Origin of the sequence: Streptomyces sp. CB01373, assembly GCF_002803075.1 — a bacterium.
Classification (GTDB): Bacteria; Actinomycetota; Actinomycetes; order Streptomycetales; family Streptomycetaceae; genus Streptomyces.
In genome coordinates, this window is the sequence record NZ_NNBK01000023.1 from 86,878 (window position 1) to 108,342 (window position 21,465).

At 69.1% G+C, this 21,465-nt stretch carries 26 protein-coding genes; 23 read left to right on the forward strand and 3 right to left on the reverse strand.

Features of this window, described 5'->3' with window-relative positions; translation table 11 throughout:
* The first annotated feature begins 272 nt into the window (after positions 1-272).
* Entirely contained in the window at positions 273-593 is a 321-nt protein-coding gene (cutA, locus tag CG719_RS31110) for a divalent-cation tolerance protein CutA (protein WP_100572063.1), read from the forward strand.
* Positions 594-664: 71 nt separating this feature from the next.
* Here cutA and CG719_RS31115 read toward each other — a convergent pair whose 3' ends face one another.
* Positions 665-1,327 (reverse strand): hypothetical protein, encoded by a 663-nt coding sequence (locus CG719_RS31115; protein ID WP_234375846.1) that lies wholly within the window; start codon positions 1,325-1,327, stop codon positions 665-667.
* A 349-nt stretch (positions 1,328-1,676) separates the two neighbouring features.
* Here CG719_RS31115 and CG719_RS37245 point away from each other — a divergent pair, with 349 nt between their 5' ends.
* Entirely contained in the window at positions 1,677-2,186 is a 510-nt protein-coding gene (locus tag CG719_RS37245) for an ATP-binding protein (RefSeq protein WP_079189042.1), read from the forward strand.
* A 62-nt stretch (positions 2,187-2,248) separates the two neighbouring features.
* Here the strand turns inward: CG719_RS37245 and CG719_RS31125 are convergent, their stop codons facing one another.
* Positions 2,249-2,749 (reverse strand): SAM-dependent methyltransferase, encoded by a 501-nt coding sequence (locus CG719_RS31125; protein ID WP_073948162.1) that lies wholly within the window; start codon positions 2,747-2,749, stop codon positions 2,249-2,251.
* A 72-nt stretch (positions 2,750-2,821) separates the two neighbouring features.
* Positions 2,822-4,210 carry a Tat pathway signal protein gene (locus CG719_RS31130; RefSeq protein WP_199836851.1) on the reverse strand — a complete coding sequence of 463 codons (1,389 nt, stop codon included), beginning with the start codon at positions 4,208-4,210 and terminating at the stop codon, positions 2,822-2,824.
* A 189-nt stretch (positions 4,211-4,399) separates the two neighbouring features.
* Between CG719_RS31130 and CG719_RS31135 the strand changes: the two genes are divergently transcribed.
* The 21 genes from CG719_RS31135 (at position 4,400) to CG719_RS31235 (ending at position 21,448) form a co-directional block, all read left to right on the forward strand.
* The gene (locus CG719_RS31135; RefSeq protein WP_234375847.1) at positions 4,400-4,891 is read left to right on the forward strand and encodes a DUF6415 family natural product biosynthesis protein; all 492 of its coding nucleotides are present in this window, start codon (positions 4,400-4,402) and stop codon (positions 4,889-4,891) included.
* A 232-nt stretch (positions 4,892-5,123) separates the two neighbouring features.
* Complete coding sequence (locus tag CG719_RS31140) at positions 5,124-7,019, forward strand: glycoside hydrolase family 15 protein (RefSeq protein ID WP_100572064.1); 1,896 nt, start codon at positions 5,124-5,126, stop codon at positions 7,017-7,019.
* Between the two features lie 26 nt (positions 7,020-7,045).
* Positions 7,046-8,560 carry a sensor histidine kinase gene (locus tag CG719_RS31145; RefSeq protein ID WP_100572065.1) on the forward strand — a complete coding sequence of 505 codons (1,515 nt, stop codon included), beginning with the start codon at positions 7,046-7,048 and terminating at the stop codon, positions 8,558-8,560.
* 70 nt (positions 8,561-8,630) lie between these two features.
* Positions 8,631-9,146: a roadblock/LC7 domain-containing protein gene (locus CG719_RS31150; protein WP_100572066.1), complete on the forward strand. Its 516-nt coding sequence runs from the start codon at positions 8,631-8,633 to the stop codon at positions 9,144-9,146.
* Positions 9,143-9,547 (forward strand): DUF742 domain-containing protein, encoded by a 405-nt coding sequence (locus CG719_RS31155; RefSeq protein ID WP_006143017.1) that lies wholly within the window; start codon positions 9,143-9,145, stop codon positions 9,545-9,547. Before CG719_RS31150 ends, CG719_RS31155 begins: the two co-directional genes overlap by 4 nt.
* 7 nt (positions 9,548-9,554) lie before the next feature.
* On the forward strand, positions 9,555-10,187 hold the full coding sequence (locus CG719_RS31160; RefSeq protein ID WP_079189041.1) for a GTP-binding protein: 633 nt from the start codon (positions 9,555-9,557) through the stop codon (positions 10,185-10,187).
* Entirely contained in the window at positions 10,187-10,828 is a 642-nt protein-coding gene (locus CG719_RS31165) for a GAF domain-containing protein (RefSeq protein WP_073948158.1), read from the forward strand. Before CG719_RS31160 ends, CG719_RS31165 begins: the two co-directional genes overlap by 1 nt.
* Positions 10,829-10,915: 87 nt before the next feature.
* Positions 10,916-12,169 carry an acyl-CoA dehydrogenase family protein gene (locus CG719_RS31170; RefSeq protein ID WP_100572067.1) on the forward strand — a complete coding sequence of 418 codons (1,254 nt, stop codon included), beginning with the start codon at positions 10,916-10,918 and terminating at the stop codon, positions 12,167-12,169.
* 128 nt (positions 12,170-12,297) lie between these two features.
* Positions 12,298-12,789 carry a LuxR C-terminal-related transcriptional regulator gene (locus CG719_RS31175; RefSeq protein ID WP_234375848.1) on the forward strand — a complete coding sequence of 164 codons (492 nt, stop codon included), beginning with the start codon at positions 12,298-12,300 and terminating at the stop codon, positions 12,787-12,789.
* A gap of 74 nt (positions 12,790-12,863) precedes the next feature.
* Positions 12,864-13,436: a hypothetical protein gene (locus tag CG719_RS31180; protein WP_100572068.1), complete on the forward strand. Its 573-nt coding sequence runs from the start codon at positions 12,864-12,866 to the stop codon at positions 13,434-13,436.
* Positions 13,433-14,008, forward strand: coding sequence for a DUF6624 domain-containing protein (locus tag CG719_RS31185; protein WP_100572069.1), 576 nt, complete (start codon positions 13,433-13,435; stop codon positions 14,006-14,008). The genes CG719_RS31180 and CG719_RS31185 overlap by 4 nt, the downstream gene beginning before the upstream one ends.
* A gap of 73 nt (positions 14,009-14,081) precedes the next feature.
* Positions 14,082-14,549 (forward strand): DUF6082 family protein, encoded by a 468-nt coding sequence (locus CG719_RS31190; RefSeq protein ID WP_073948154.1) that lies wholly within the window; start codon positions 14,082-14,084, stop codon positions 14,547-14,549.
* A 59-nt stretch (positions 14,550-14,608) separates the two neighbouring features.
* A complete protein-coding gene (locus CG719_RS31195) occupies positions 14,609-15,019 on the forward strand; it encodes a 6-pyruvoyl trahydropterin synthase family protein (protein ID WP_073948153.1) in 411 nt (136 codons plus the stop codon).
* On the forward strand, positions 15,016-15,759 hold the full coding sequence (locus tag CG719_RS31200) for a 7-carboxy-7-deazaguanine synthase QueE (protein ID WP_073948152.1): 744 nt from the start codon (positions 15,016-15,018) through the stop codon (positions 15,757-15,759). Before CG719_RS31195 ends, CG719_RS31200 begins: the two co-directional genes overlap by 4 nt.
* A gap of 56 nt (positions 15,760-15,815) precedes the next feature.
* The gene (folE, locus tag CG719_RS31205) at positions 15,816-16,445 is read left to right on the forward strand and encodes a GTP cyclohydrolase I (RefSeq protein ID WP_100572070.1); all 630 of its coding nucleotides are present in this window, start codon (positions 15,816-15,818) and stop codon (positions 16,443-16,445) included.
* Positions 16,442-17,269 (forward strand): hypothetical protein, encoded by an 828-nt coding sequence (locus tag CG719_RS31210; RefSeq protein ID WP_100572088.1) that lies wholly within the window; start codon positions 16,442-16,444, stop codon positions 17,267-17,269. Before folE ends, CG719_RS31210 begins: the two co-directional genes overlap by 4 nt.
* Positions 17,266-18,345, forward strand: coding sequence for a hypothetical protein (locus CG719_RS31215; RefSeq protein WP_100572071.1), 1,080 nt, complete (start codon positions 17,266-17,268; stop codon positions 18,343-18,345). Before CG719_RS31210 ends, CG719_RS31215 begins: the two co-directional genes overlap by 4 nt.
* Positions 18,342-19,034 carry a dTMP kinase gene (locus CG719_RS31220; protein WP_100572072.1) on the forward strand — a complete coding sequence of 231 codons (693 nt, stop codon included), beginning with the start codon at positions 18,342-18,344 and terminating at the stop codon, positions 19,032-19,034. Before CG719_RS31215 ends, CG719_RS31220 begins: the two co-directional genes overlap by 4 nt.
* 36 nt (positions 19,035-19,070) lie before the next feature.
* On the forward strand, positions 19,071-20,000 hold the full coding sequence (locus tag CG719_RS31225; RefSeq protein ID WP_073948148.1) for a DUF2797 domain-containing protein: 930 nt from the start codon (positions 19,071-19,073) through the stop codon (positions 19,998-20,000).
* Positions 20,001-20,060: 60 nt separating this feature from the next.
* Positions 20,061-20,906 carry a class I SAM-dependent methyltransferase gene (locus CG719_RS31230; protein ID WP_073948147.1) on the forward strand — a complete coding sequence of 282 codons (846 nt, stop codon included), beginning with the start codon at positions 20,061-20,063 and terminating at the stop codon, positions 20,904-20,906.
* Positions 20,903-21,448, forward strand: coding sequence for an NUDIX domain-containing protein (locus CG719_RS31235; protein ID WP_100572073.1), 546 nt, complete (start codon positions 20,903-20,905; stop codon positions 21,446-21,448). Before CG719_RS31230 ends, CG719_RS31235 begins: the two co-directional genes overlap by 4 nt.
* Positions 21,449-21,465 lie beyond the last annotated feature (17 nt).

The window sequence follows — 21,465 nt, forward strand, 5'->3', positions numbered from 1 at the left end:
TCCATCAGTAGCGGACGGGCCGTCGTGCGGTCGACGTTCACAGGTCACGCACTCGGGTGTGCCCGCGGCTCTGTGCCCCCCGATGCCGCAACTACCCGTGACCGTCCTCGGACAGGGGCGTCGCCGCCTCGATGGCTCGGTGACCCGCATGATCACGCCGCTCTGTTTGGCGGATGGTCCGGCACGGGCCGGGATGATGCTGTTTCAGTAGCGTGACGTGTGCCCTTGACGGCTCGGTAGAGTCGCGGTAACTGAACTGGAGAGGTAATTGCATGGCCAACGAGATTGTGATCGCGCAGACGACCAGCGACAACGAGGATCAGGCGAAGGCGTTGGCCCGTGGCGCGGTCGAGAGCAAGCTGGCAGCGGGCGTTCACATTGATGCGCCGATCACAGCCTTCTACTGGTGGAAGGGGAAGGTCGAGACGGCGCAGGAGTGGCGGATCTCGTACATGACTATGACGGACCGTCTCCCGGCACTGGAGGCGTGGCTGCACGAGAAGCACCCCTACGACGTTCCCCAGTGGATCACGCTGCCCGTGACCGGCGGGTCGGAGGCGTACCTGTCCTGGGTTATCGAGGAGACGGCATAGGTTCTGCGGAGCGCCGGGCCGCCCGTACGACGGTCGCGTCCTGGGCTTACCCGCTTACTGCGTGTGGGGTCTCAGGATGCGAACTTCCGTAGATAGCGACCGAGTTCCTGCTCACTGTCAGGGAGCGACGAGGCGATAGTCGATGCGCGCTCCTTGCCCATCGTGTTGGGCTTGGCCTCTGCAGCTGCGACGAACTGACGTGACACGTCCACCCCTTGATCGACGTCACCCCCACGCAGTAGGGCCGAAGCGAGATCACCGAGGACCACGACGCCCCCGTCTGGTAGTCCGTCTCCGAGGCGGTCGACCGCGGTATCAGCTGTGGACGTGAGCTCGGGGCGCCTCAGCTGGCCGTACACGGACAGGGCCAACGAGTCCATGCGGTATGGGGTCACGAACCTGACCCATGCCTGCTCGCTGGTGTGGTCCGCGAAATCGTAGGCGAAGCGCGCTCGGTCTAACGCCTGGAGCGCCCCCACCTCGTCGCCGGCCGCCGCAGCTTCTTCCGCGTGCCTACCGAGGACCCAGGCGGCAGCAGTAGCGTTACCGTGGCCTCGCACGTCGTTGGCGGCTTGGGAGAGGAACTCCATCTTCGCCTTTGGCGTCAAAGCGCCGTAGCTGCTGTAGGTCAGGGCCAGAGCTCGGAGTGGAGGATGCCCGGCAGCCGCCGCGCACTGCGACGTGACCTTGTAGTAGGCGTTGGCTTTGTCGTGCTCCCCCAGGTCCCAGGCCACCCAACCGGCCAGAGCGGCGGTTTCCCCGGCGGCGATGGTGAGAGCGCCTTCGTGTTCGCCTGCACGAGGCAGGGCCGCAGTGATCGCGTCAAGATGCGACTCGACCGGGTCATGGTGTCCCGGCCGGAGACAGCGTTGATCGCCTCCGCCTGCTCCTCCTGTGTCCGGCCCGCCTCCTGCCGAAGCCGGAGGAGCAGGTCGGCGAACGGGTCTGGCATGAGTGTGACCTCTGTCGGTGGGCGGAATCCAATCATGGCCTCAATTCCCCCCTTCAGTTTCCCCCTTGACATGATTTTCCCCCTCTGGATTCCCCTGGTCGACGGCGTCGCCGCACGGTGCCATAGCCCACATGACCAGGCTCCAAGAGGCGGCCCCGCCCGGCGGGGGCATCCGCAGCTGTGCGGCTACAGCAGGCGCGTCATGCGTCAGGCCGGCTCAGGAAGACGAGGCCGGCGCATGGGCGAGGGCAGAGGTACCGGCGGCATCCCATGCCTGTCAGGCGGCCCTTCTCCCCGACCTTGCGAAGGTCGGGGAGATGCGGCGCATAGCCAGGGCGTTCCTGCGGCGGTGCCGTGTTTCGGAGCCGGTGGCGGGGTTCGTCGTACTGGCCGTTTCGGAGCTGGTCACCAACGCCGTAGTCCACGGTGAGGGCGAAGTCGTGCTCCACATCACGGTGGCCGTCGACGTGGTGCGTGTCTCGGTAACCGACCACAACCCGGCGCCCGCTGTGCTCAAGGAAGCCGGACCCGACGGCGAATCGGGGCGCGGGATCCGGCTGGTCGATGCGATCTCAGACGCATGGGAGAGCAACGGCGAGGAGACGTGGTGTGAGTTCCGAGACGCGAGGGCTGCAGCTTGAGCCAGACCTCCAGTTGGTTCCCGACGATGCAAATGGCAAGCCGGGCAGCTCAGTCGCTTCTGTCATACAGGGCGCTCCGAGGGCCGTTCGCTTGCCTTCGCCCAGTAATTCGGTTCGAGCATCTCGCCGGGCCAGGCGGGCTGACGGATCGGGCCACGAGGCCCCATCTGTTCGAAGTACGGTGCCAAGTCGATCACGGGCGTTCCGTCTACAGCGTCGAGATCGGTGACCAACAGGTCCCGTCCCTCGACCTTGAGCAGCCGCGGGTAGCTGATCGCCAGTTGATTGGGACGCCGATGGTTGCGGTGGACGAAGGTACCGGTCGACGGCCAGTCCGGATTCCCGCGGGGGCTGCGTGCGTGGAGCTGGACGTCTTCCGGTCGCGCCAGGTGGAAGAGCCAGGTCACCGTCAGGTGGGAAAACTCTTCGATTCCCTGCAGCGTCTCAAGGGGGTACGCCTCGTTGAGTCGGATGACCGACTCGACTCCGCCCTGGTAATCGTCCTGAACGCGGGTGTGGCCCCCGACCACCGTTGCGATCGATTCGACCTCGTAAGTTGCCATCGGCGCTCGTTCCTCTCTAACGGGGTCGCGTGTTCAGCAGCTGCCGTCAATAGCTGCGGACGTGCCCTGTGGTCAGCCTATGGCGCGCAGCATTTCCCGCGCCCGGCGGTCCAGTTCAGCGACGTGGCGGCCACCACGTTGCCGCACAGGCGAGAGGTCGCTCTGCATGCGGACGATGACGTCGCGGGCGCGGCCGGACTGGACGCCAGCCATGGCGTCCAGTGCTTGTCCCCAGGTACCACATGCCTCATCGAGGCGTCCCTGCTGGACCTGGACAGCACCGAGGTAGCCGAGGGTCACACTGTGGGTACGGGCATACTGCTGCCGCCGGCGGGTGGCGACGCTGCGCTGGAAATGCAACTCCGCGTCGAGAGGATTTCCCAGGTCCCGCAAGGCACACGCAGTCTCGTGGGCGAGGGAGGCTTCCTGGAAGAAGCTGGCGCGGTCGGGGGCGTCCTCGTTATCGGCACGTGCGAGGTCCCTCTCCGCGCGACTGATGGCCGCGAGAGTGCCGCGGCGGTCGCCGCCGGCGGCCAGGGCGCGGGCATGGACTACCGCGAGCAGGGCCTTCTCCCGCGAGCTGGCCTGGCCGTAGTGGGTGCGGGACATGGAGGCGTCGGCCAGGTCGAGCGCTCTGCGTGGGTGCCCGAGGTCGACTGCTTGATGGGCGAGGGCACGCAGGATGTGGCCGCCCAGCGGTCCGTCTGCGGCTTCGGCCGCAATGCGTGCGGCGAGGGTGAGGTAGCGCTGGGCGGTCCGATGCTCGGAGGCGTCGAAGGCCATCCAGCCGGCGAGGTAGGTCATCTCTGCCACGGCCGAGTACGTATCCCGGCGGTGCTGTTCCGTTCGGAACCTGCTGCCCAGGAGCGGCACCGCTTCGTCGCGAAGATGGCCGGCCAGGGCCGAGCGCCCCGAGGCTCCACCGCGCTGCTGGTCCCTCGCGGAGTAGAAGGTGGTCAGTTTGCGGACATCGTCGATGTCAGCCTGAGTCACCAGCCGGGAGGAGACTGCAGGGCGCGAGGCCGCCGCGGCCGGGGCGGCTGCCCACCATGGAGCGGCAGGCAGGACGAGGCCGGCGGCCGAGTACGCGGTGGTAGCCAACAGCTTGCGTCGGTGCATGTCCAGATCGTCGCTTCCCAGCTCGGCCAGCACGGTCAGAGGGTCGACGCTCCAGTCAGAACTACTGTCAGTGGATCCTGTCGGCCCATCTTCCAGTCCGAGGTCAGCGAGGGTGAGGCGTCGGCCGAGCCTGCGGGACAGCGTCTCACGCAGGATATGAGGCGCTCGTCCACTGGGCTTCGTGCCCTGGACCCACATGGCGATGTGGGAGCGGGAAATGGCCTCCAGTTCGCGTACACCGCTCTCCGCGGCAACGCGAGCGACCGCGGCGGCTGCTTGGGGCTGGGACCAGCCCGCTTCGCGCAGGAGCGCGGCAAGGGCGACGTTTCTCTCACGGGCCATGTACTGCCCCTCGGTTCCGAAATGATCTTTGACGCCTTTGACGGCCTTGAGGGCCGCGTAGGCATACCCCCTGACAGGGATTCGCGGTTCGCTCAACGTAGCCGCAGGATCACTCACCTTGCACGTCAGTTGCCTGCGGTGCACAGCGTTCCTCGATCAAGTTGGCTTGATTCACCTAGGAGTTGCGTCATGCGTCCCTCGCTGGCCCTTCGCCGGGCGTGCCAACTCAGTGATCAGGGAAGGAGAAGCCACGCCCTTGGTGAGGCCATCCTGCGACGGGACCCGGCGGCCTCGGCGACGGAAACGGTGGCGCTCGTGCTGGGCGAGGACTCGCCGTTACCCGATACTGCCGCCGATGTGGAGGACCTCGCACTGCGGCTGCGAGGACACGTCAGCCAGCTCGGAGCTCTGACGCCTTCGCAAGAGCCAGCTCTGCTCCGTGCGCAGCAGCTCTGTTCGGGCGGCCTCCCCGATGGCTACATGCCCAGCAGGGTTCATCTGGTCAGGCTGGCCGAGGCGACCCAAGACCTTATCGCTGCCGTGCAGGCCCACGACGTGGCCCCTGCGAAGTCGGTCCAGAGACGGCGCTGGTGGAAGCCGCCGATCAACGTGCTGCGCGGCGCGGTCTTCGCTCTCGCCCTCGCGTGCGTGGTTCTGGCCGCGTCGGTGCCCCGGACATGACCGCCGCCGGGGCAGTTCTGATCGCGCTGATTCTCGGTCCCATGGCGTGGCTGGCTCTTCGTGGTGAGCGAGTAACCGACCGCATTGCTCCACGGGACGTGGATCCCCGGCCGAGGCAGAACAGTCCTCCCCCGGACCGGTAACCACCGTGCCTCTCTCACCGACACTTCCCGGCCGCCCCGGCGGCCCCGAAGCCACCCCCGGGTCCACGGGGACTACGGAGACCCACACGATGAAACGCCTCCCGCGCATCGAGCAGTACGGCCTGATCGGCGACATGCAGACCAGTGCCCACGTCTGCGACGACGGTTCGATCGACTGGCTGTGCCTGCCCCGGTTCGACTCGTCGGCCGTCTTCGCCGGCCTGCTCGGCACGCACAAGCACGGCACCTGGCAGATCGCCCCGGCCGCGCCTGGCCCCTCCGGGCCCAGAGCGGTCGCCGAGCGCCGGTACCGCGGTGACACGCTCGTCCTCGAATCGATTTGGCGCACACCGGCCGGGTCGGTCCGCGTCCTGGACTTCATGCCGCCTCGCGACGGGGCACCGCAGGTGATCCGGATCGTCGAGGGTCTGGCCGGTGAGGTGGCAATGGTTTCGGCCATGCGTCCGCGGCCGGGATACGGCAGCGTCAGCCCGTGGATCCACGAGGCCGATGGGCGCATGGTCGCGGAGGCCGGCGCGGACGCACTGTGGCTCGACACCTGCGTCCCGCAGGCGGAGAAGGACGGGGTCGTCGTCAGTGCCTTTGCCATCCGCGCCGGGCAGAGCGTGGCCTTCGTGCTCAGCTGGTGCCCGTCCCACGCACCGGCTCCGGAGATCCCCGACCCGCACGCGGCGCTCACCGAGACGCTCGCCTTCTGGCAGGACTGGACGCAGCAGTGCACCTACGACGGCCCCTACCGTGAGGCCGTGGTCCGTTCCTTGATCGCACTGAAGGCACTGACCTACCACCCGAGCGGCGGGATCGTCGCCGCGCCGACCACCTCGCTGCCCGAGGAGATCGGCGGCCGACGCAATTGGGACTACCGCTTCACCTGGCTGCGCGACGCCGCTACGACCCTGGCCGCGTTACTGGAGACCGGCTACCGGCAGGAGGCGCAGGCATGGCGGCGCTGGCTTCTGCGTTCCGTGGCCGGCGACCCAGAGAACCTGCAGATCATGTACGCGATCACCGGAGAGCGTGATCTTCGGGAACGGGAGTTGCCCTGGCTGCCCGGGTATGAGGGCTCGACGCCGGTGCGGGTCGGGAACGGGGCGGCGGACCAGCTCCAGCTCGACGTGTACGGCGAGGTGATCGAGACCCTGTACCTCGCGCACGAGAGCGGTGTGGCCCACTGTGCCGACACCGCGGTGCTGCACCAGCGGCTCGTCGAGCACCTGGCACAGCGCTGGCGGGAGCCCGACGAGGGGATCTGGGAGATCCGCGGGGCACGCCAGCACTTCGTCCACTCCAAGGTGATGGCCTGGGTGGCGATCGACCGCACCATCCGCCTGGCCGAAGCCGGCGCGCTCGACATCGACCTGGGCCGCCTGACCGAGCTGCGGGCAACCATCCACCACGAGGTCTGCACCAGGGGCTTCGATCCGGTGCGCAACACCTTTACCCAGTCCTACGGTTCCAAGGAACTCGACGCCGCCACGCTGCTGATCCCCCGCGTTGGCTTCCTACCGCCGAACGACCCGCGCGTCATCGGCACCGTGGACGCAGTGCGCCGTGAACTCTCCACGTCTGACGGGCTTGTGCGCCGTTACCCGACCATCGGCGACCACACCGGGGTGGACGGCCTGAGCGGAGACGAGGGCACATTCGTCCTCTGCTCCTTCTGGCTCGTAGACGCCCTGGCCCTGACCGGCCGCCTCGACGAGGCCCACGCCCTGTTCGAACGCCTCCTCGCACTGCGCAACGACCTCGGCCTCCTGGCCGAGGAGTACGACCCCGTCCAGCAGCGCCAGCTCGGCAACTTCCCGCAGGCATTCAGCCACATGGGCCTGATCCAGAGCGCCCGGCTGCTTCAACTCCTGGCGACGCAGTCCTCCCACCGCGGCGCGGTCGCGTTTCCGTCGCCCCGCTCGACCGCACGCAGCACACACAAGACCTGCGCAGACCTGACGCTGCAGCACGCCTAGCCACCCCCACCCTGACGAGGATTCCCATGCCTGACAGCGCCTTTTCGGCACGGCCGGCCGCCACCGGCCACCGCCGACGGCGGCCTCCGATCAACGCGTTCACCCTGCACCGTGTCCACCGCGCCGTCGCACTGCCCCTAGTGCTCCTTGCCGCCCTGCTGGGTGCCGCCTTCACCCTCTGGTCGGTGTCCGCGGTGGGCCCCGGCTGGCTCCTGGCCGGCCTGATCTGCGGACTCGCGGGCGTCGCCACGATGGCGGCTCGCGGAGCGCGAACGGCTGCAGGAGCCATACAGGCAGCGGCGGAGGAGGCCCGGGCAACGGCACTGGCAGCAATCGCAGGGGCAGCCGCGGCCATCGAGAAGTCGGTGCAGTGGTCGGCGGACGAGCTGTGCCGCGGGGGACGCCCGCCGCTGCCGGACCTGCAAGCGCCACCTGCCAGCCCTGACGCCGAGATTGACAAGGCGTTGAGTGCTCTCCAAGTGCGGGCCGTCGCGTCGCTGATACGGGTGCACGACGAGTCCCAGTCCGTCGTACTCCTGGAAGTGCTGCGTCGCCTGGCCATGCGCGAGCACGCGCTGGTCGGCAAGGCGCTTGAGGCACTGAGCCAGCTGGAGATGCTGACCGACGACCCGGAGCTGCTCGCCAAGATCTTCGAGATCGATCACCTCGTGACGCGGATGCGTCGCCAGGTCGAGAGCACGGCGGTGCTGGGCGGGCAGTCTCTGCGCAGCGCGCGTCGGCCCGTTCCCGTCAAGAGCGTGCTGCGCGGCGCCGTCTCCGAGGTCGTGCAGTATCCGCGGGTGGCGGTTGCGGCGGGGTCCGTGGGCGCGGAGCTGGGCCTTCCCGGCCATATGGGTCCGGACCTGACGCACCTGCTGGCTGAGCTGATCGAGAACGCCTGTGAGTGTTCCGATCCGGCTACGAAGGTGATGGTGCGTGCGCAGCGGGTGGCGAACGGGTTGGCGGTCGAGGTCGAGGACCGGGCCATCCCCATGCATCCGCAGACGCGGGCGCAGATGAACCACCTGCTCCAGGCCCCCGAAGAGGTCGACGTCAGCGGCCAGGTGCGAGCGGGGCAGCTCGGCTTGCTGGTCGCCGCGAAGATCGCCCAGTCGCACGGGCTGTCCGTTCTCCTGCAGGAGAACGTGACGGGAGGCACCACCGCCCTGGTGGTCATCCCGGCACGGCTCCTAGTAGCGATTCCCTCCGTCGACGATGCGAGCGCGCTGCCCCAGGACGCCCGCCCCTTGGCGCCGCAACCGCAGCCGGTTGCCGCGACTCCAGCCACTCCGAGGCCGGGGCAGGTCCCACACCCCGGTACCGCAGGGGCTCCGGAACCCGCACGGGCAGGTCACTCTGCTGATGCGCCCGCCCTTCCCACGCGTAGACGCCAGGCCGGCACCTTCCATCCGCCACACGAGCGGGAGCAAGCCCCCGTGATCGCGGCGACGCCAGCGCTCGCAGCCGCCTTCCGCACCGGCATCCAGGCCGGCGGGCAAGCCGGTTCTCCCACCGCTTCGACAGAGCACCCCAGGACCTGAACCTCGTCCCTCCACGTTCCCGGTGGCCGTTACATCCGCTGGCCCTTCCCCCCTTTCTGGAGCGATCCCTATGAGTACCCACCCCGCGATGAACAACGTGACCGGCGACGCACCCGCAACCGAGACAACGGCAAGCGGACAGCGGGACAACATGGCGTGGCTGCTGCGGCAGTTCGCCTCCGACACGACGGGCGTCACGCACGCCGTCCTGCTCTCGCGGGACGGACTGCGGCTGCTGGACAGCGACGTCGACAAGGACTGGGCGGACGAACTGTCGGCCGCCATCAGCGGAGTGGCCTCACTCGCGGCGAACATCACCGGTCCCACCCACAAGAAGAGGTCGGCGAGGCAGGTCGTCATCGAGCGAGACGACTGTCTGATCTTCGTCCAGAGTTCCGGTCGCAGCGCGGCCTTCGAGGGCCATCCCGGCAACGAACGGGGAGTGGTGGACACGGTCCTCGCGGTGATCGCGACCATGGACGCCGATGCCGGCACCGTCGGGTTCGAGATGGGGCGCCTGGTGCAGAAGTTCGCCCCCTACATGCAGATCCCCGTGCGCGTCGGCACGGGTGATGAGGTCCGGTGACCGCACACGGGAGCGCGGCCGAGGATTCGACATTCGTGCGGACCTACACCCTGACGCGCGGTCGCACCCGGCCACGGCATCTGCTCGGCCTGGACACGGTGCTGGACGCCGGACCCGGGCGGCCCGGCCCGGGCCAGGCCGAAGAATGCGCAGAGATCCTCGCCCTGTGCCGGGAGCACCGGCGTTCGGTGACCGAGCTGGCGGGCCGACTCGGCCGTCCCGTAACCGCCGTCAAGATCCTCATCTCCGACCTCCTGGACGCCGACGCCCTGGTCGTCCCCGTCACCGCCTATGCCGCGTCCGACGCGCATGCACGTCCCTCTGCACAACTGCTGGCGGCCCTATCTGCGGGCCTGAAGAGGAAGTGGCCCGATGCCATCGCCTACCCCCAGGCCGGGTGACCCGGCCGTGGTGCTGCGGCCGTCGTCGCGCCCGCGTACCGGTGCACCGACCGTGCTTAAGGTCGTGATCGCTGGCGGTTTCGGCGCGGGCAAGACCACCGCCGTGGGTGCCGTCAGTGAGATCACGCCGCTGAGCACGGAGGAGTACCTGACCGAGGCGAGCGCGGACGTGGACAGCCTGGCGGGCGTCGAGGCCAAGCAGACCACCACGGTCGCCTTCGACTTCGGTCGCCTCAACCTGCCCGACGCGCCCGTGCCCCTGGAATTGTTCCTGTTCGGCACGCCCGGCCAGGACCGGTTCGTCGACCTCTGGTACGACCTCTGTCGCGGAGCCGTCGGCGCGGTCGTCCTGGTCGACACCCGACGCCTGGAAAGCAGCTTCACCCCCGTCGGTTTCTTCGAGGACATCGGCCTGCCCTTCGTCGTCGCGGTGAACCAGTTCGACGGAGCACATCGTTACCACCCCGATGAGGTCCGCACCGCCCTCGAACTGCCCGCCTCTGTGCCGGTGGTCACCTGCGACGCCCGCGATCCGAACCACGTCGCTGGCGTTCTGCTGACCCTCGTTGGTCACGCCTTGAAGAGCGCGTCGGCAAGCCCCGCTCGCCCCGCATCCACTACCACTTTTCAGGACGCCTGATGTCGTATCAGCCCAACGACCCCTACCGCGCGCGGCAGACCGCCCCCCTCACGCAGTCGCTGCCGCGACGTACCATGCGGGACGTCACCCACGGGCCATCCCTCCCCGCCGGCGCCGCCGTCCCCGTCCCGCAGGCCCAGCAGGCGACCGAGCTGGCGCAGCGGTACGAGCTGCTGGATCGCCTAGGCGTGCCCACCGCTGCCAGCGAGGACTTCGACGAACTGGCCCGCGACATGGCAACACAAGCCGGGTTCCTGTACGGCTTCGTCAACCTCTTCCTGGAGGAGCAGACCTTCGTCGGGCTGCACCAGCCGTCCGCGGACAGCGGGTACGTCATCGTCGGCCGCACCATGAGCCGCGACCACGGCTGGTGCCCGGAGGTCATGGCCCGCAAGAAGGCCCTTCCGCTGCACGACGTGCACGCCAGCCCGCGCTTCAGCGGCAACCCCGTGGTCGACGCGGTCGGGATCCGCTCCTACTTCGGTGCCCCGCTCATCCACGACAGCGGCACCGTGCTGGGCACGGTGTGCGTCATCGACCCCGAGAAGCGGCCCCTGAGCGAGGCCCGACGGCTGAGAGACATCGTCATCAACGCAGGCGTCCGGGTGATGGACCACATCGCCCGCGCGCCCGTCCGCTAGTCCGTTGCACGACCCCCTACCCGGGAGCCGCAGGCGATCCCCGGCCGCTCCACCGTGCGACCTTCATCCAGGGAGAGGGAGAGGACCATGCCCGCCACACCCACCACGCCGCCGCCGGCGCTGCGCCCCTATCTCAACGCCCGCCACGAACTGCTGTGGGACGAGGCGGACGCCTTCGCGGCCGAGCACATCGCGCCGCGCGCCGCACGCATGGAGGCCGCCCCCGGCAGGGTGGAGCGCAAGGTCGCCGACCTGATGGCCGCACGACGCTGGTTCGCCGTCAGCGTCCCGTCCTCCTTCGGCGGGCTGGACGCCGGACACGTGGCCAAGACAATCCTCGTCCACCGCATTGCCCGCGTCTCGGCGGCTGCGGCGGCCATCCTCCAGGCCACGCTGATCCCCGTCGGCGCCCTGCTGCACTTCGCCACCTACGAGCAGAAGGGCCGCTGGCTGCCCCGCGTAGCGGACGGTTCACTGCTCTTATCGATCGCCGTGACCGAACCGCGAGCCGGCGGACACATCGGCGGCATCGAGACCATCGCCGAGCACGTCGGCAACGAATGGGTGATCACCGGCAGCAAAATCCACATCGGGAATAGCCACCTCGCGGGAGCCCACCTCGTGGTCGCCCGGACCGCCAAGGCAGGCGTGAGCACCTCCCAGGCGCTGACCGCGTTCATGGTCGAATCCAAGCGCCGAGGGCTCTCAGTCGCCGACCACCGTCCCGGCCTCGGCCTGCACGGCTTCTCCGCCGGCCGCCTCGACCTCGATCATGTCCGTATCCCCGAGGAAAACGTGGTCGGAGAGATCGGCCAGGGGCTGGGCGTAGCGCAGAGCAGCAGCATCCTGTACGGCCGTCCCAACCTGGCCGCAGTCAGCCTGGGAATACACGAGGCAGTCGTGGCCACCTCGACCGCTTACCTCAAGACGCGCTCCCGCTACCGGGGCGCCCTCTCCGATCTGCCGGTTCTGCGGGACCGCATCGGTGACATGGAGGCCCGCCTGCGCGCCGGGCGAATCCTGGCCTATCAGTCCGTGCACCTCCTCGACCAGGGCCTGCCCTGCGACACCGACCTGATCAACGCCAAGTACCTCGGCCACCAGTGGGCGATGCAGTCAACCCAGGACGCCATGGAGCTGCACGGCGCCCATGCCCTCAACGGCGACTACATCCTCCAGCGCCTGTGGCGCGACATCCAGTTCACCTACCCACCGGCCGGAACCGGCGAAGTCCAGCGCATACGCCTCGCCGACGCCGCCTTCGACGAGGCCCACATCCAGTGGTCAGAACGTCTCGCCGCCGAAGCGGCGTGGGCCCGCCCCGACCCGACAGCCGCATGAGCCCCCGTGTGCGGCGCCCCGTGAATCCAGACCGCCGCGCACGGGCCCGTGTCGCCGGCCCCCGTCCCCCGCGGGGTCCGGCGACACCCCACCCGATATCCCTCAACCCAGCCGCGAAAGAGACACCCGTGACCCCGCGCATGATGACCAGCGCACCGATCACCCCCCTGACCCCGACCCAGCAGCGCGTCGCCCAGCACCTCGTGGACGGCCTCGGCCCTCAAGAGATCGCCGCGAGGACCGGGCTGTCGGCCGTGACCGTCCGCCAGTACGTACGCGACATCCGGGAGAGCCTCCACTGCCCGCCCCGCTGCAAGCCCCCGGTGATCGTGCACTTCCTGTGCAACGCCCGGCAGGTCGCTCCGCCCACAACGGACAGGCCAATGCCGGAACTCAGTCCAGAGCAGCAACTGTTGCTGCGGGCGGTCGCTGAGCACAGCAATCCCAGCGGCATTGCTGCCATAGCCAAGATCGCGCCCGCCGACGTGCGAGCCGCACATGACGAACTGCTCGACAAGACCGGGGCGGCCAACACCACCCAACTTGTCGCCTGGGCCCACGCGTGGGGCCTGTTGGGCGCCAGGCGGGCCACCACGATGGAGAGCGGAGCGAGCCAGTGAATGCCTCACCCGCTTCTGCGGCCATCGAGTCCTCCCCCGCGCCTCGAGGCCAGTGCGCGAAAGGGTTACCGGCCGTGTACGAGATGCGGTCGTTGCGCACCGACGCCGAACGGGACGAGGCCGCGGCCCTCGTCCAGGACCGTCAGCGCTGGCTCGCCATGCGCGGGGTGCCTACACCGGCCCGGTCCGATATCCCGGCCCTGTTCCGCGCCCCGCAGGTGAAACCGGCTGGACTGTTCGAGGACGGGCTGCTGCTGGCCTGCATGATCCCGCAACGCGGGCCCGACCTCGGATGGGGCGAAGGCCCGTGCCTCTTCCTGAACTGCGTCCACACCCTGCCCGGTCACTCCGATGACACCGTCCGGCTGATCACTCTGTGGGCCTCCGACTTCGCCGCCCGGCTTGAGGTACCGCTTGTGCGGGCCGAGGCCATGGCCCGCCATCCTCTCGACGTCGATCCGATCGCCACATTCCTTCGTCGGCTCACCGACATGGGCTGGGACGTCCGTGGATCGGGCACCGGACAGCACCATGAGCGAGTCGCGCGCCTCGAACTCACCGCTGAGCTTCGGCCTGGGCTGAGCGCGCTCATCGGCTGCCAGGTCCACGAGCCGCAGTCCGCCGCCGACCAGCGGAGTATCGCGTGAGGACCGCGGAACCGCTGCGGCCGGACCTCGCCCGCGAACTCATCGCCCGCGCCGCACAGTCGGCAGCACGCCGGGCCAGACGCGTACGCAACCAGCTCGACGCCGTCCACCTCGGCCAGGACCGTCACGCTGAGCACGCCGACACCAAAGTGCTGCGCCGCATCCTGGCCGAACATGACTGGCCCAGCCACCGTCTCGTGGGCCCCGACGCAGCACGTGCCGCCTGGAGCATCGCTCTTCACGCCGACGACGAACCCGACTTCCAGCGGGCGGCCACCACCCTTTTGAAACGTGCGGTCCAGGACGGCGATGCGCGCATCCAGCACTGGGCCCACCTTCACGACCGCGCCCTGGTCAACAGCGGGCGCCCCCAAGAGTTCGGGACGCAACTCGTCCTCAGCGCAGCAGGGGTGGAGCTGTGCCCACTGCGTACGCCGCAGTTGCTGGACCAGCGAAGGGCCGCCGTCGGACTGCCGCCGATCGCCGTCGCTTTGGACACTGTGCGCCGCCGGTACGCCCTGGATCGCATTGTCGGCGGCTCACCGGCCGTCGTGCTAGCGGGGGTCGCATGACGCAGCGAGCCCCGCAGGCTTCCACAGACCCGCCCTCGCCCCAGATCACTTTGCGTGAAAGGACCGTTAAAGCATGAAGCTCACCACCGCCGTCCTCGCTGCCGGCGCCGCGGTTTCCCTCGCCACCGTCGTGGTCGGAGCCGCCCGGCTGAGGCAGGACGCGCGGCACCAGGCCGAACGAAATGAGGCGACCGTCGCGCGCAACCAACTCGACTGGCTGACGCAGATGTCCGCCAACCCTGACCTCGCCAAGCTCTGGACGCCCGAGGACCTGGACGTCGAGGAGTACATGCAGCTGCTGAAGGCCAACCAGCTCATCTGCATGCTCAGCCTGCGCGACCGCCTCGGCTTCGTCCGGGAGGGGCGTCTGCCGTTCTACGCCTCGAAGCTGATGGAGAGGGACGTCTGCCGGCGGTACTGGGCCCGTTTCGGGGGCCTCCGCGCTCAGGAGGCCGAGGGCGATGAGCGCGCCGAGCACTTCACCAAGGTGCTGGACAAGGCCGCGAAGAACCACCTGGGGGCACAGCCCGTAGCCGCCTGAAGAGGCGGCTGCCCCACCCCGCCCGAATCAGCCACACCCTCACCTCTCGGAGAAATCGAATGGGCTTCACTGCTGTTCCACTACCGCCCGGCATTTTCACCATCGGTAAGAAGTTCGCCTTCGAGGCTGGCCATCGGCTTCCCCGGCTGCCGCATGAGCACAAGTGCTCCCGCCAGCACGGGCACAGCTACGAGGTTGAGGTCATCCTCACTGCATCCGCGCTGGAGGATCCCGGCTTTGTCACGGACTTCGGTGCGCTCGCCCCGTTCAAGTCGTTCCTGGACACCGAGCTCGACCACCACAACTTGCACGAGATCCTGCCCTTCGAGCCCACCTCGGAGCGCCTGGCCCAGTTCCTGGCCGGCTGGTTCGTTCAGAACCTCCAATCGGAGATCCCCGGCCGCCTTGTCGCCGTCCTGGTCCGCGAGACCGCAAGCAGCTGGGCCCGCTTCGATGTGGTGGGCCAATGACCACAACCAAGCGGCTCAACCTCGAACCGGAAGTTGCCGAAGGCGAATCCCTGATCGTCGCGGAGTGCTTCGGTACCGAGGTGCCGACGTTTCAGGGCGAGGGCCCAAGCTGCGGACACCCGGCCCTGTTCATCCGCCTGTCCCGGTGCAACCTCACTTGCACGAGATGCGACACGAAGTACACCTGGGACTGGTCTCGGTTCGACCCGCACGAGGAGTCGACGAGGCAATCCGTCGCGGGCCTGGTGGCCTGGGCCACGTCTTCACCGGTCGAGCTGGTCGTGATCACCGGCGGCGAGCCGTTGATCCAGCAGGCGCGACTGGTGCCTCTCGTCCGGGGACTGATAGCAGCCGGCAAGCGGATCGAGTGCGAGACGAACGGCACCATCGCGCCCACTCCCGAGCTGGTGGCCGACGGGGTCCGGTTCAACGTCTCGCCCAAGCTTGCCAGCTTCGGCGTGAAGGAGACCAAGAGCATCGTGCCAGCCGCGCTGGAGGCGTTTGTGGCCTCCGGGCGGGCGGCGTTCAAGTTCGTCGCTTCCACGGTGGACGACCTCGACCGGATCGCCGAGCTGGCCGACGCCCACCGGCTCGCGCCGGTGTGGGTCATGCCGGAGGGCACCACCCCCGAGGTGATCACCGCGACTACCCGGGTCCTCGCGGACGGGGTCGCGGCCCGGCACTGGCACTTCACCACGCGCCTTCACGTGTTGGCCTTCGCGGACGCCCGAGGCCGCTGACCGCACGCGACTCCACGCCCTATCCGTTCTCCAGTCCCCGGAAACGAGAGATGCCCATGACGACCTCTATCGCCAGCCCTGCGGCGGCGCCGACCGCTGCCGTCGCCGGGCCCGCTACGGTCATCGACACCGGCCGGGTCGCCGGCCTGATCCACCAGCTCTTGGTCGAGCTGGGCGAGAACCCCGCCCGCGAGGGGCTGACCGGCACCCCGGACCGCGTCGCGGCCTGGTGGAGAGCCTTCCTGTCCCCGGACGGCGCCGAAACGGCCACCTGCTTCACCGAGTCCCAGCTGGGTGGTCAGCTGGTCATCGTGGGCGGCATGAGCGTGTGGTCGCTCTGCGAGCACCACATGCTGCCCATGAACTTGCAGGTCACGGCTGGATACGTGCCGGATGGCGAGGTGGTGGGCCTTTCGAAGTTCGGGCGGATCGCCCAGCACTTCGCCGGCCGACTGCAGGTCCAGGAACGCTTCACCCGCCAGGTCGCCGAATACCTCAACGGCGTGATCGGACACGAGAACATCGCCGTCGCCGTACGCGGCGTGCACCTGTGCATGAGCATGCGGGGCGTACGGATGGAGGAGGCTCGCACCACCACGGTGCACTCGGGCGGGCGCTTCGGCACCGACCCCGTCCTTTCCCAGCAGTTCCTCACCCTCACCACCGGCCTGTGGGGGGCGTCGTGATCACCACCGCGGGCATCGACTTCTCCGTCATCGCTCCGCCTGCCTACCTGAAGAACTTCGTCGCCCAGGAGCCGGCCCGCGTCCACCACGTGGCCGCCCAACACGTGCTGTCCGACGAGAGCTACCGGGCCTTCTTCGCTCACGAGGCCGAGCGCGGCGCCGAGATCATCATCGACAACGGGCTCTTCGACCTCGGCTACGCCCTGCCGGCGGAAAGCCTCGTCGAAGCCGCGCTGGCGGTATCCGCGAGGGAGATCATCCTGCCGGACGTCATGCGGGACGGGGCCGCGACCTTGAAGGCGAGCGAGAAGGCCGCGCGAGAGATCCGGAAGCTGTCCGGCGACGCATTCCGGCTGTGCGCGGTCCTGCACGCCGCTGACGACGACGAGTGGCTGCGCACCTACGACGCCTTCGTGACCAGCGGCTGGGCCGGGGCCATCGCCCTGCCGGCCTCGCGTCGACCGGATCCCGACGAGCAACTGTGCCGCACCCGCTGGTTGGCGACCGCCTACCTGCAGGATCGCGGCCTGGTCGACAATCTGCTCATCTACCGGCTGCTCGGTCTGGGCCGGACCGGGCACCTGGAGCTGATCGAGCAGCGCGAGCACGAGTGGATCTCCTCCGTGGACGGCGCAGCCCCGGTCATCCTCGGCGCGATGGGCGTCGCCCTGCTGCCCGAAGGGCCATACGAGAAGCCCTCCACGCCCCGCATCGAGAAGCTCGGCCCGATCCCCGAAGACCGGTTCGATCTCATCCGGAAGAACATCTCCGTCGTTCGCGCGGCGGCCGGCAGCACCGTGACGATAGCCGAGGAGCACCGATGACGCCCTTACTCGCCGACCGGACCCCCGGACTCCTGCGCGCCGCCCCGATCGAGCCGGCCGGGCACACTATGACCCACGCGAGGCTGCTGCGCTACCTGGAGATCAAGGTCCACCACCTCATCCAGGACCAGGACTGGGACAGCATCCGCGTCATCGGCGGCTACGACCGCACGGCGGTGGTCTCCCGGTACGAGAAGACCGGGAAGCTGTTCAACATCGAACGGCCCACCGCAGAGATCCACGGCCGTGACCTCATCGTCAAGGCGTTCCCCGGAGCCGATTACGTCCAGCACTACGCCCTGATCATCGCCACGTATCTGGCCATGACCGGCCGCCCCGTCGGCACCGTCACCTATCAGCCGCCCGAGCAGGAGGAGTGCCGAACGGCGCTCGACGCGCTCGACCTGGAACTGGACGGCGACCTGGTGATCGTCGGCTGGGGCCTTCAGTACCTCGCTCCCGAGAACGGAGTGTGGACCCGCGGACCCGGCTACGCCTGGCAGCGCCTCGACGTCGCCGGCCGTCGCGTGGTCTACCTCGGGTTCCTCCACAGCATCTGGGGAGACGTGGCCGGACGGGTCGTCACGCGCCTTGCCGAACTCGGCGCAGGCGACGTCGTCTACGTCGGCAAGGTCGGCTCGCTGACCCCCGGCGTCGAACCGAACGCCTGGCTGGCGACCGGCAACACCAGCCTGGTACGCGGGGCGATGGTGAGCTGGGACGACTTCTTCGGCGACTACGCCGCCGCCCACGATGGGGTGCGCAGCGGCCTGCACGTGTCCTCCCCGTCGATCCTGCTGGAGAACCGCGACTGGCTGGCCCAGCACACCGCCTCGTACGCCTTCGTCGACCCGGAGATCGGCCCCATGGGGGCGGCGGCGCGCCAGGCGGGGATCAGATTCGGTTACCTCCACGTCATTTCCAACAACCTCGCCACGCACTATCCCGCCGACCTGTCCAATGAGCGTCACAGCGACGTCCTGCGCCAGCGCGCCGTCCTGGTGGACCGCATCCGCACCATCATCACCGGCCGCCTGACCGCCAGCCCGACCCACCCCCTGGGAGAATCCCGATGACGGCGAACGCGCCGACCACCACCGCAGCCGGGAAGCTGATCACCTTCGTCGGTGGTGACGGGGCCGGCAAGTCCACCCTCGCCGCCCGCCTGCACCAGGCCCTCAACGACGCCGGCCACACGGCAGTCCTCATCGGCAAGCACAGCACCGACGTCCGCCGGGACCCGGAGCTGTCCGCCTACCTCGACCGCCTCAACGAGCTGGTCTACCGGCGCGACGCCGGCGTCGCCCAGGCATGCGGCGACCACTACTGGCTGCTTGCCCTGGCCTCCTGGTACACCCTGCAGGACCGGCTCGTCATCCAGCCGGCCCTCGCCGCGGGAACCCACGTGATCCTCGACAACGCGCACCACAAGATCCTCGCTCGGTACTCGGTCAACCCCGAGGTCTCCCCCCGCCTGTGCGAGCAGGTCTTCGCGCATCTCACAAAGCCGGACCTGGTGTTCTTCCTGAACATCGGTGCTCGCGAGGCTCTCGTCCGCAAAGGCTCGTTCACTTCCCTGGAGGCCGGCCACGCCGGCGGCGGTGACGAGGACTTCATCCGCTACCAGGACACCGTCCTGGACCAGATGCGCGAACAGGCGGAGCGCGGCGCCTGGCTGACGCTGGACGTCGCCCAGTTGGACCGCGACCAGGTCTTCAAGGCCGCCGCCGCTGCCCTGGCCGACCGTCTGCGCCTGACCGTCTAAACCGGCCCTCCCTCCCCGATCGACAAGGAACGCACCATGGACCAGGCCCTGCCCGTCAGCGGGACATACGTCTGTCACGGCATCACCTGGGCGAGCGCAGACCCCCGTCTTCTGCTCGCCCCCGTGACCGGCGGACCACTCGTCTACGCCCCGGTCATGGGCAGGCGCCTGAGTTACCAGGTGAGCGGTACCGGCCGGTGGTGCATCGGCAGGTACCGGTTCGCCGACCGCGTCCGCGTCGAGGCGGTCGCCTGCCCTGACCGGGCCCCGGCCGAGGTCGGCGGACAGTGCCCGGCCTGCGCCGGGCGGGACGACTTCCGCTTCGCCCACCGGTTCCACTCCGGCGGGCATGTTCCCGACTCCCTGGCGGCGTACATGGCCCAGCCGCACTGGCTGTACCTGGCGACGTTCGCCGACGGCACCACCAAGATCGGCACCGCGGCCGAACCCCGTAAGCGCTCCCGCCTCGACGAACAGGGTGCCCTGATCGCTACCTACCTCGCCCGGAGTGCTGACGGCCGCGCTGTGCGGTTCCTGGAGGATGCCCTCACCCGCCAACTCGGCCTGACGCAGACCGTGCGAGCCGCGGCCAAGCTGACGGCCCTGGCCGAGCTGCGCGACCTCGCCCCGGCCGACGCCGCCCACCATCAGCACCTCGACCGCGCCACCGCGGCCCTGAGCGGCCTGAACGTCCCGGCCACACCGGAGCCGTGGACGCCGCCCGGCGAAGGCGAACTGCTGCGGACGCCGGAGACCGGGCGCGCCTTGTACCCGCACGACCCACGCTCCGGTGAGCACGGACTGACGGTGCTCTCCTGCCTCGGCTCCCAGGTCCTCGCCACCCTCGACGGCGACGGTGAACAACTGCCCTACCTGCTCGACCTCGGCACCCTCAAGGGCCGGCGCATCGTCCTCGGCGCACAGTTCTCCTCACCGCCCGCCGCCGTACAGTCCGCGCTCTTTTGACCCTGCCCGAACACCCGGCCTGCACTGCCGGGCCGCTCTGAGAAGCGAGGCCACAGCAACATGGCACCCCAGGACGCCATCCTCGGCTGGGACGAGGACAGCAACGCCGAGGCATACAACGCCTTCACCCGCGCCCATCCCATGTACGACGCGACCAGCCGCGACCTTGCCCGTCGAGGCCATCTGGCCAACGCCAGCCTGGTGGTCGACCTGTGCGGCGGCGCCGGCGCGACCGCCCGCGCGATCCTCGACCTGATCCCGGCCTGCGCTCGGGTCGTCTCCGTCGACAACGCCGCCGCGATGCAGCGTGTCGGTCGCCGCACCCTGACCGACGCCCGCCTGACCTGGATCACCTCCCCGGCCGAACGGCTCGCCGACCACCTGCACGCCAGCAGCGCCGACGCCGTAGTGTGCAACTCCGCGATCTGGAAGACCGACACCGCCGCAGTGTTCGCAGCCGTCGCCCACATCCTGCGCCCAGGCGGGCACTTCGTCTTCAACATCGGCGGCGGCTTCGCCGGCGTCCGGCACCCCGACGAACTGTCAACCCGCACCGGGCCTTCCCTGAACGCCCTCATCCGCCAAGTCGCCGCTGAGGCCCACGGATACACCCCACCGCCGCGCGACGCGGACAGGCCGCCGAAGCTGCCGCTGAAAACAGTCACCGAGCAGCTGACCGCAGCCGGACTGACGGTCGTCGGCACAGAGCTCACCGCCCAGCACAGCACCATGGCCGAGAAGAAGGCGTGGCTGTCCATCCCCGTCTTCGCGCGGCCCGAAGGCGACTTCACCCACGCCCAGCGGATGCAGATCCTCGACACCGCCTACGCCATGACCACCCCCGATGCCCCGGCCGTGACGAGCTGGCTCGTCGTCGTCGCCCAACGGCCAAAGGCCGCCGCATGACTCCGGCCGCCCCGGCTCCCGGCGGCGGGGCCCGCCTCTGTGACCACGCAAGCGTCGGGGTACTGATCTCCTCACCGAGCGGCCTGCTGGTGTTCGAGCGGGCGATTCCTCCGGCCGGAATCGCCCCGGTCGCCGGTCACGTCGACGAGCATGGCGGCCCCGAGCAGGCCGCGCGCGACGAAGTCACCGAAGAGGTCGGTCTTACCGTCACCCACCTGCACCTGCTGCTGGACCAGTGGCGGCCCAACCACTGCCACCGCACGCCCAGCGGTCCGGTCGGCCACCACTGGTGGATCTTCCAGGCCGAGGTTTCCGGGTCGCTGTGCCCCTCGCCCCGGGAGGTCCGCGCCCCTCGGTGGATCCACCCGGCCCAGCTGCAGCAGCACGCGCTGCGGACCACCGCGCACGCCAACGGGTACCTGGACCGTGAGGAGTTCGAGCGCGAACCCGGCCTGGAGCCGGTGTGGTGCCGCTTCCTACACGACCTTGAGCTCGTCAGCCTGCCCTCGGCCGACCTCGACCGGATCGAGGCCCTCCTGTGAACGGCGGCCAAGGGCCT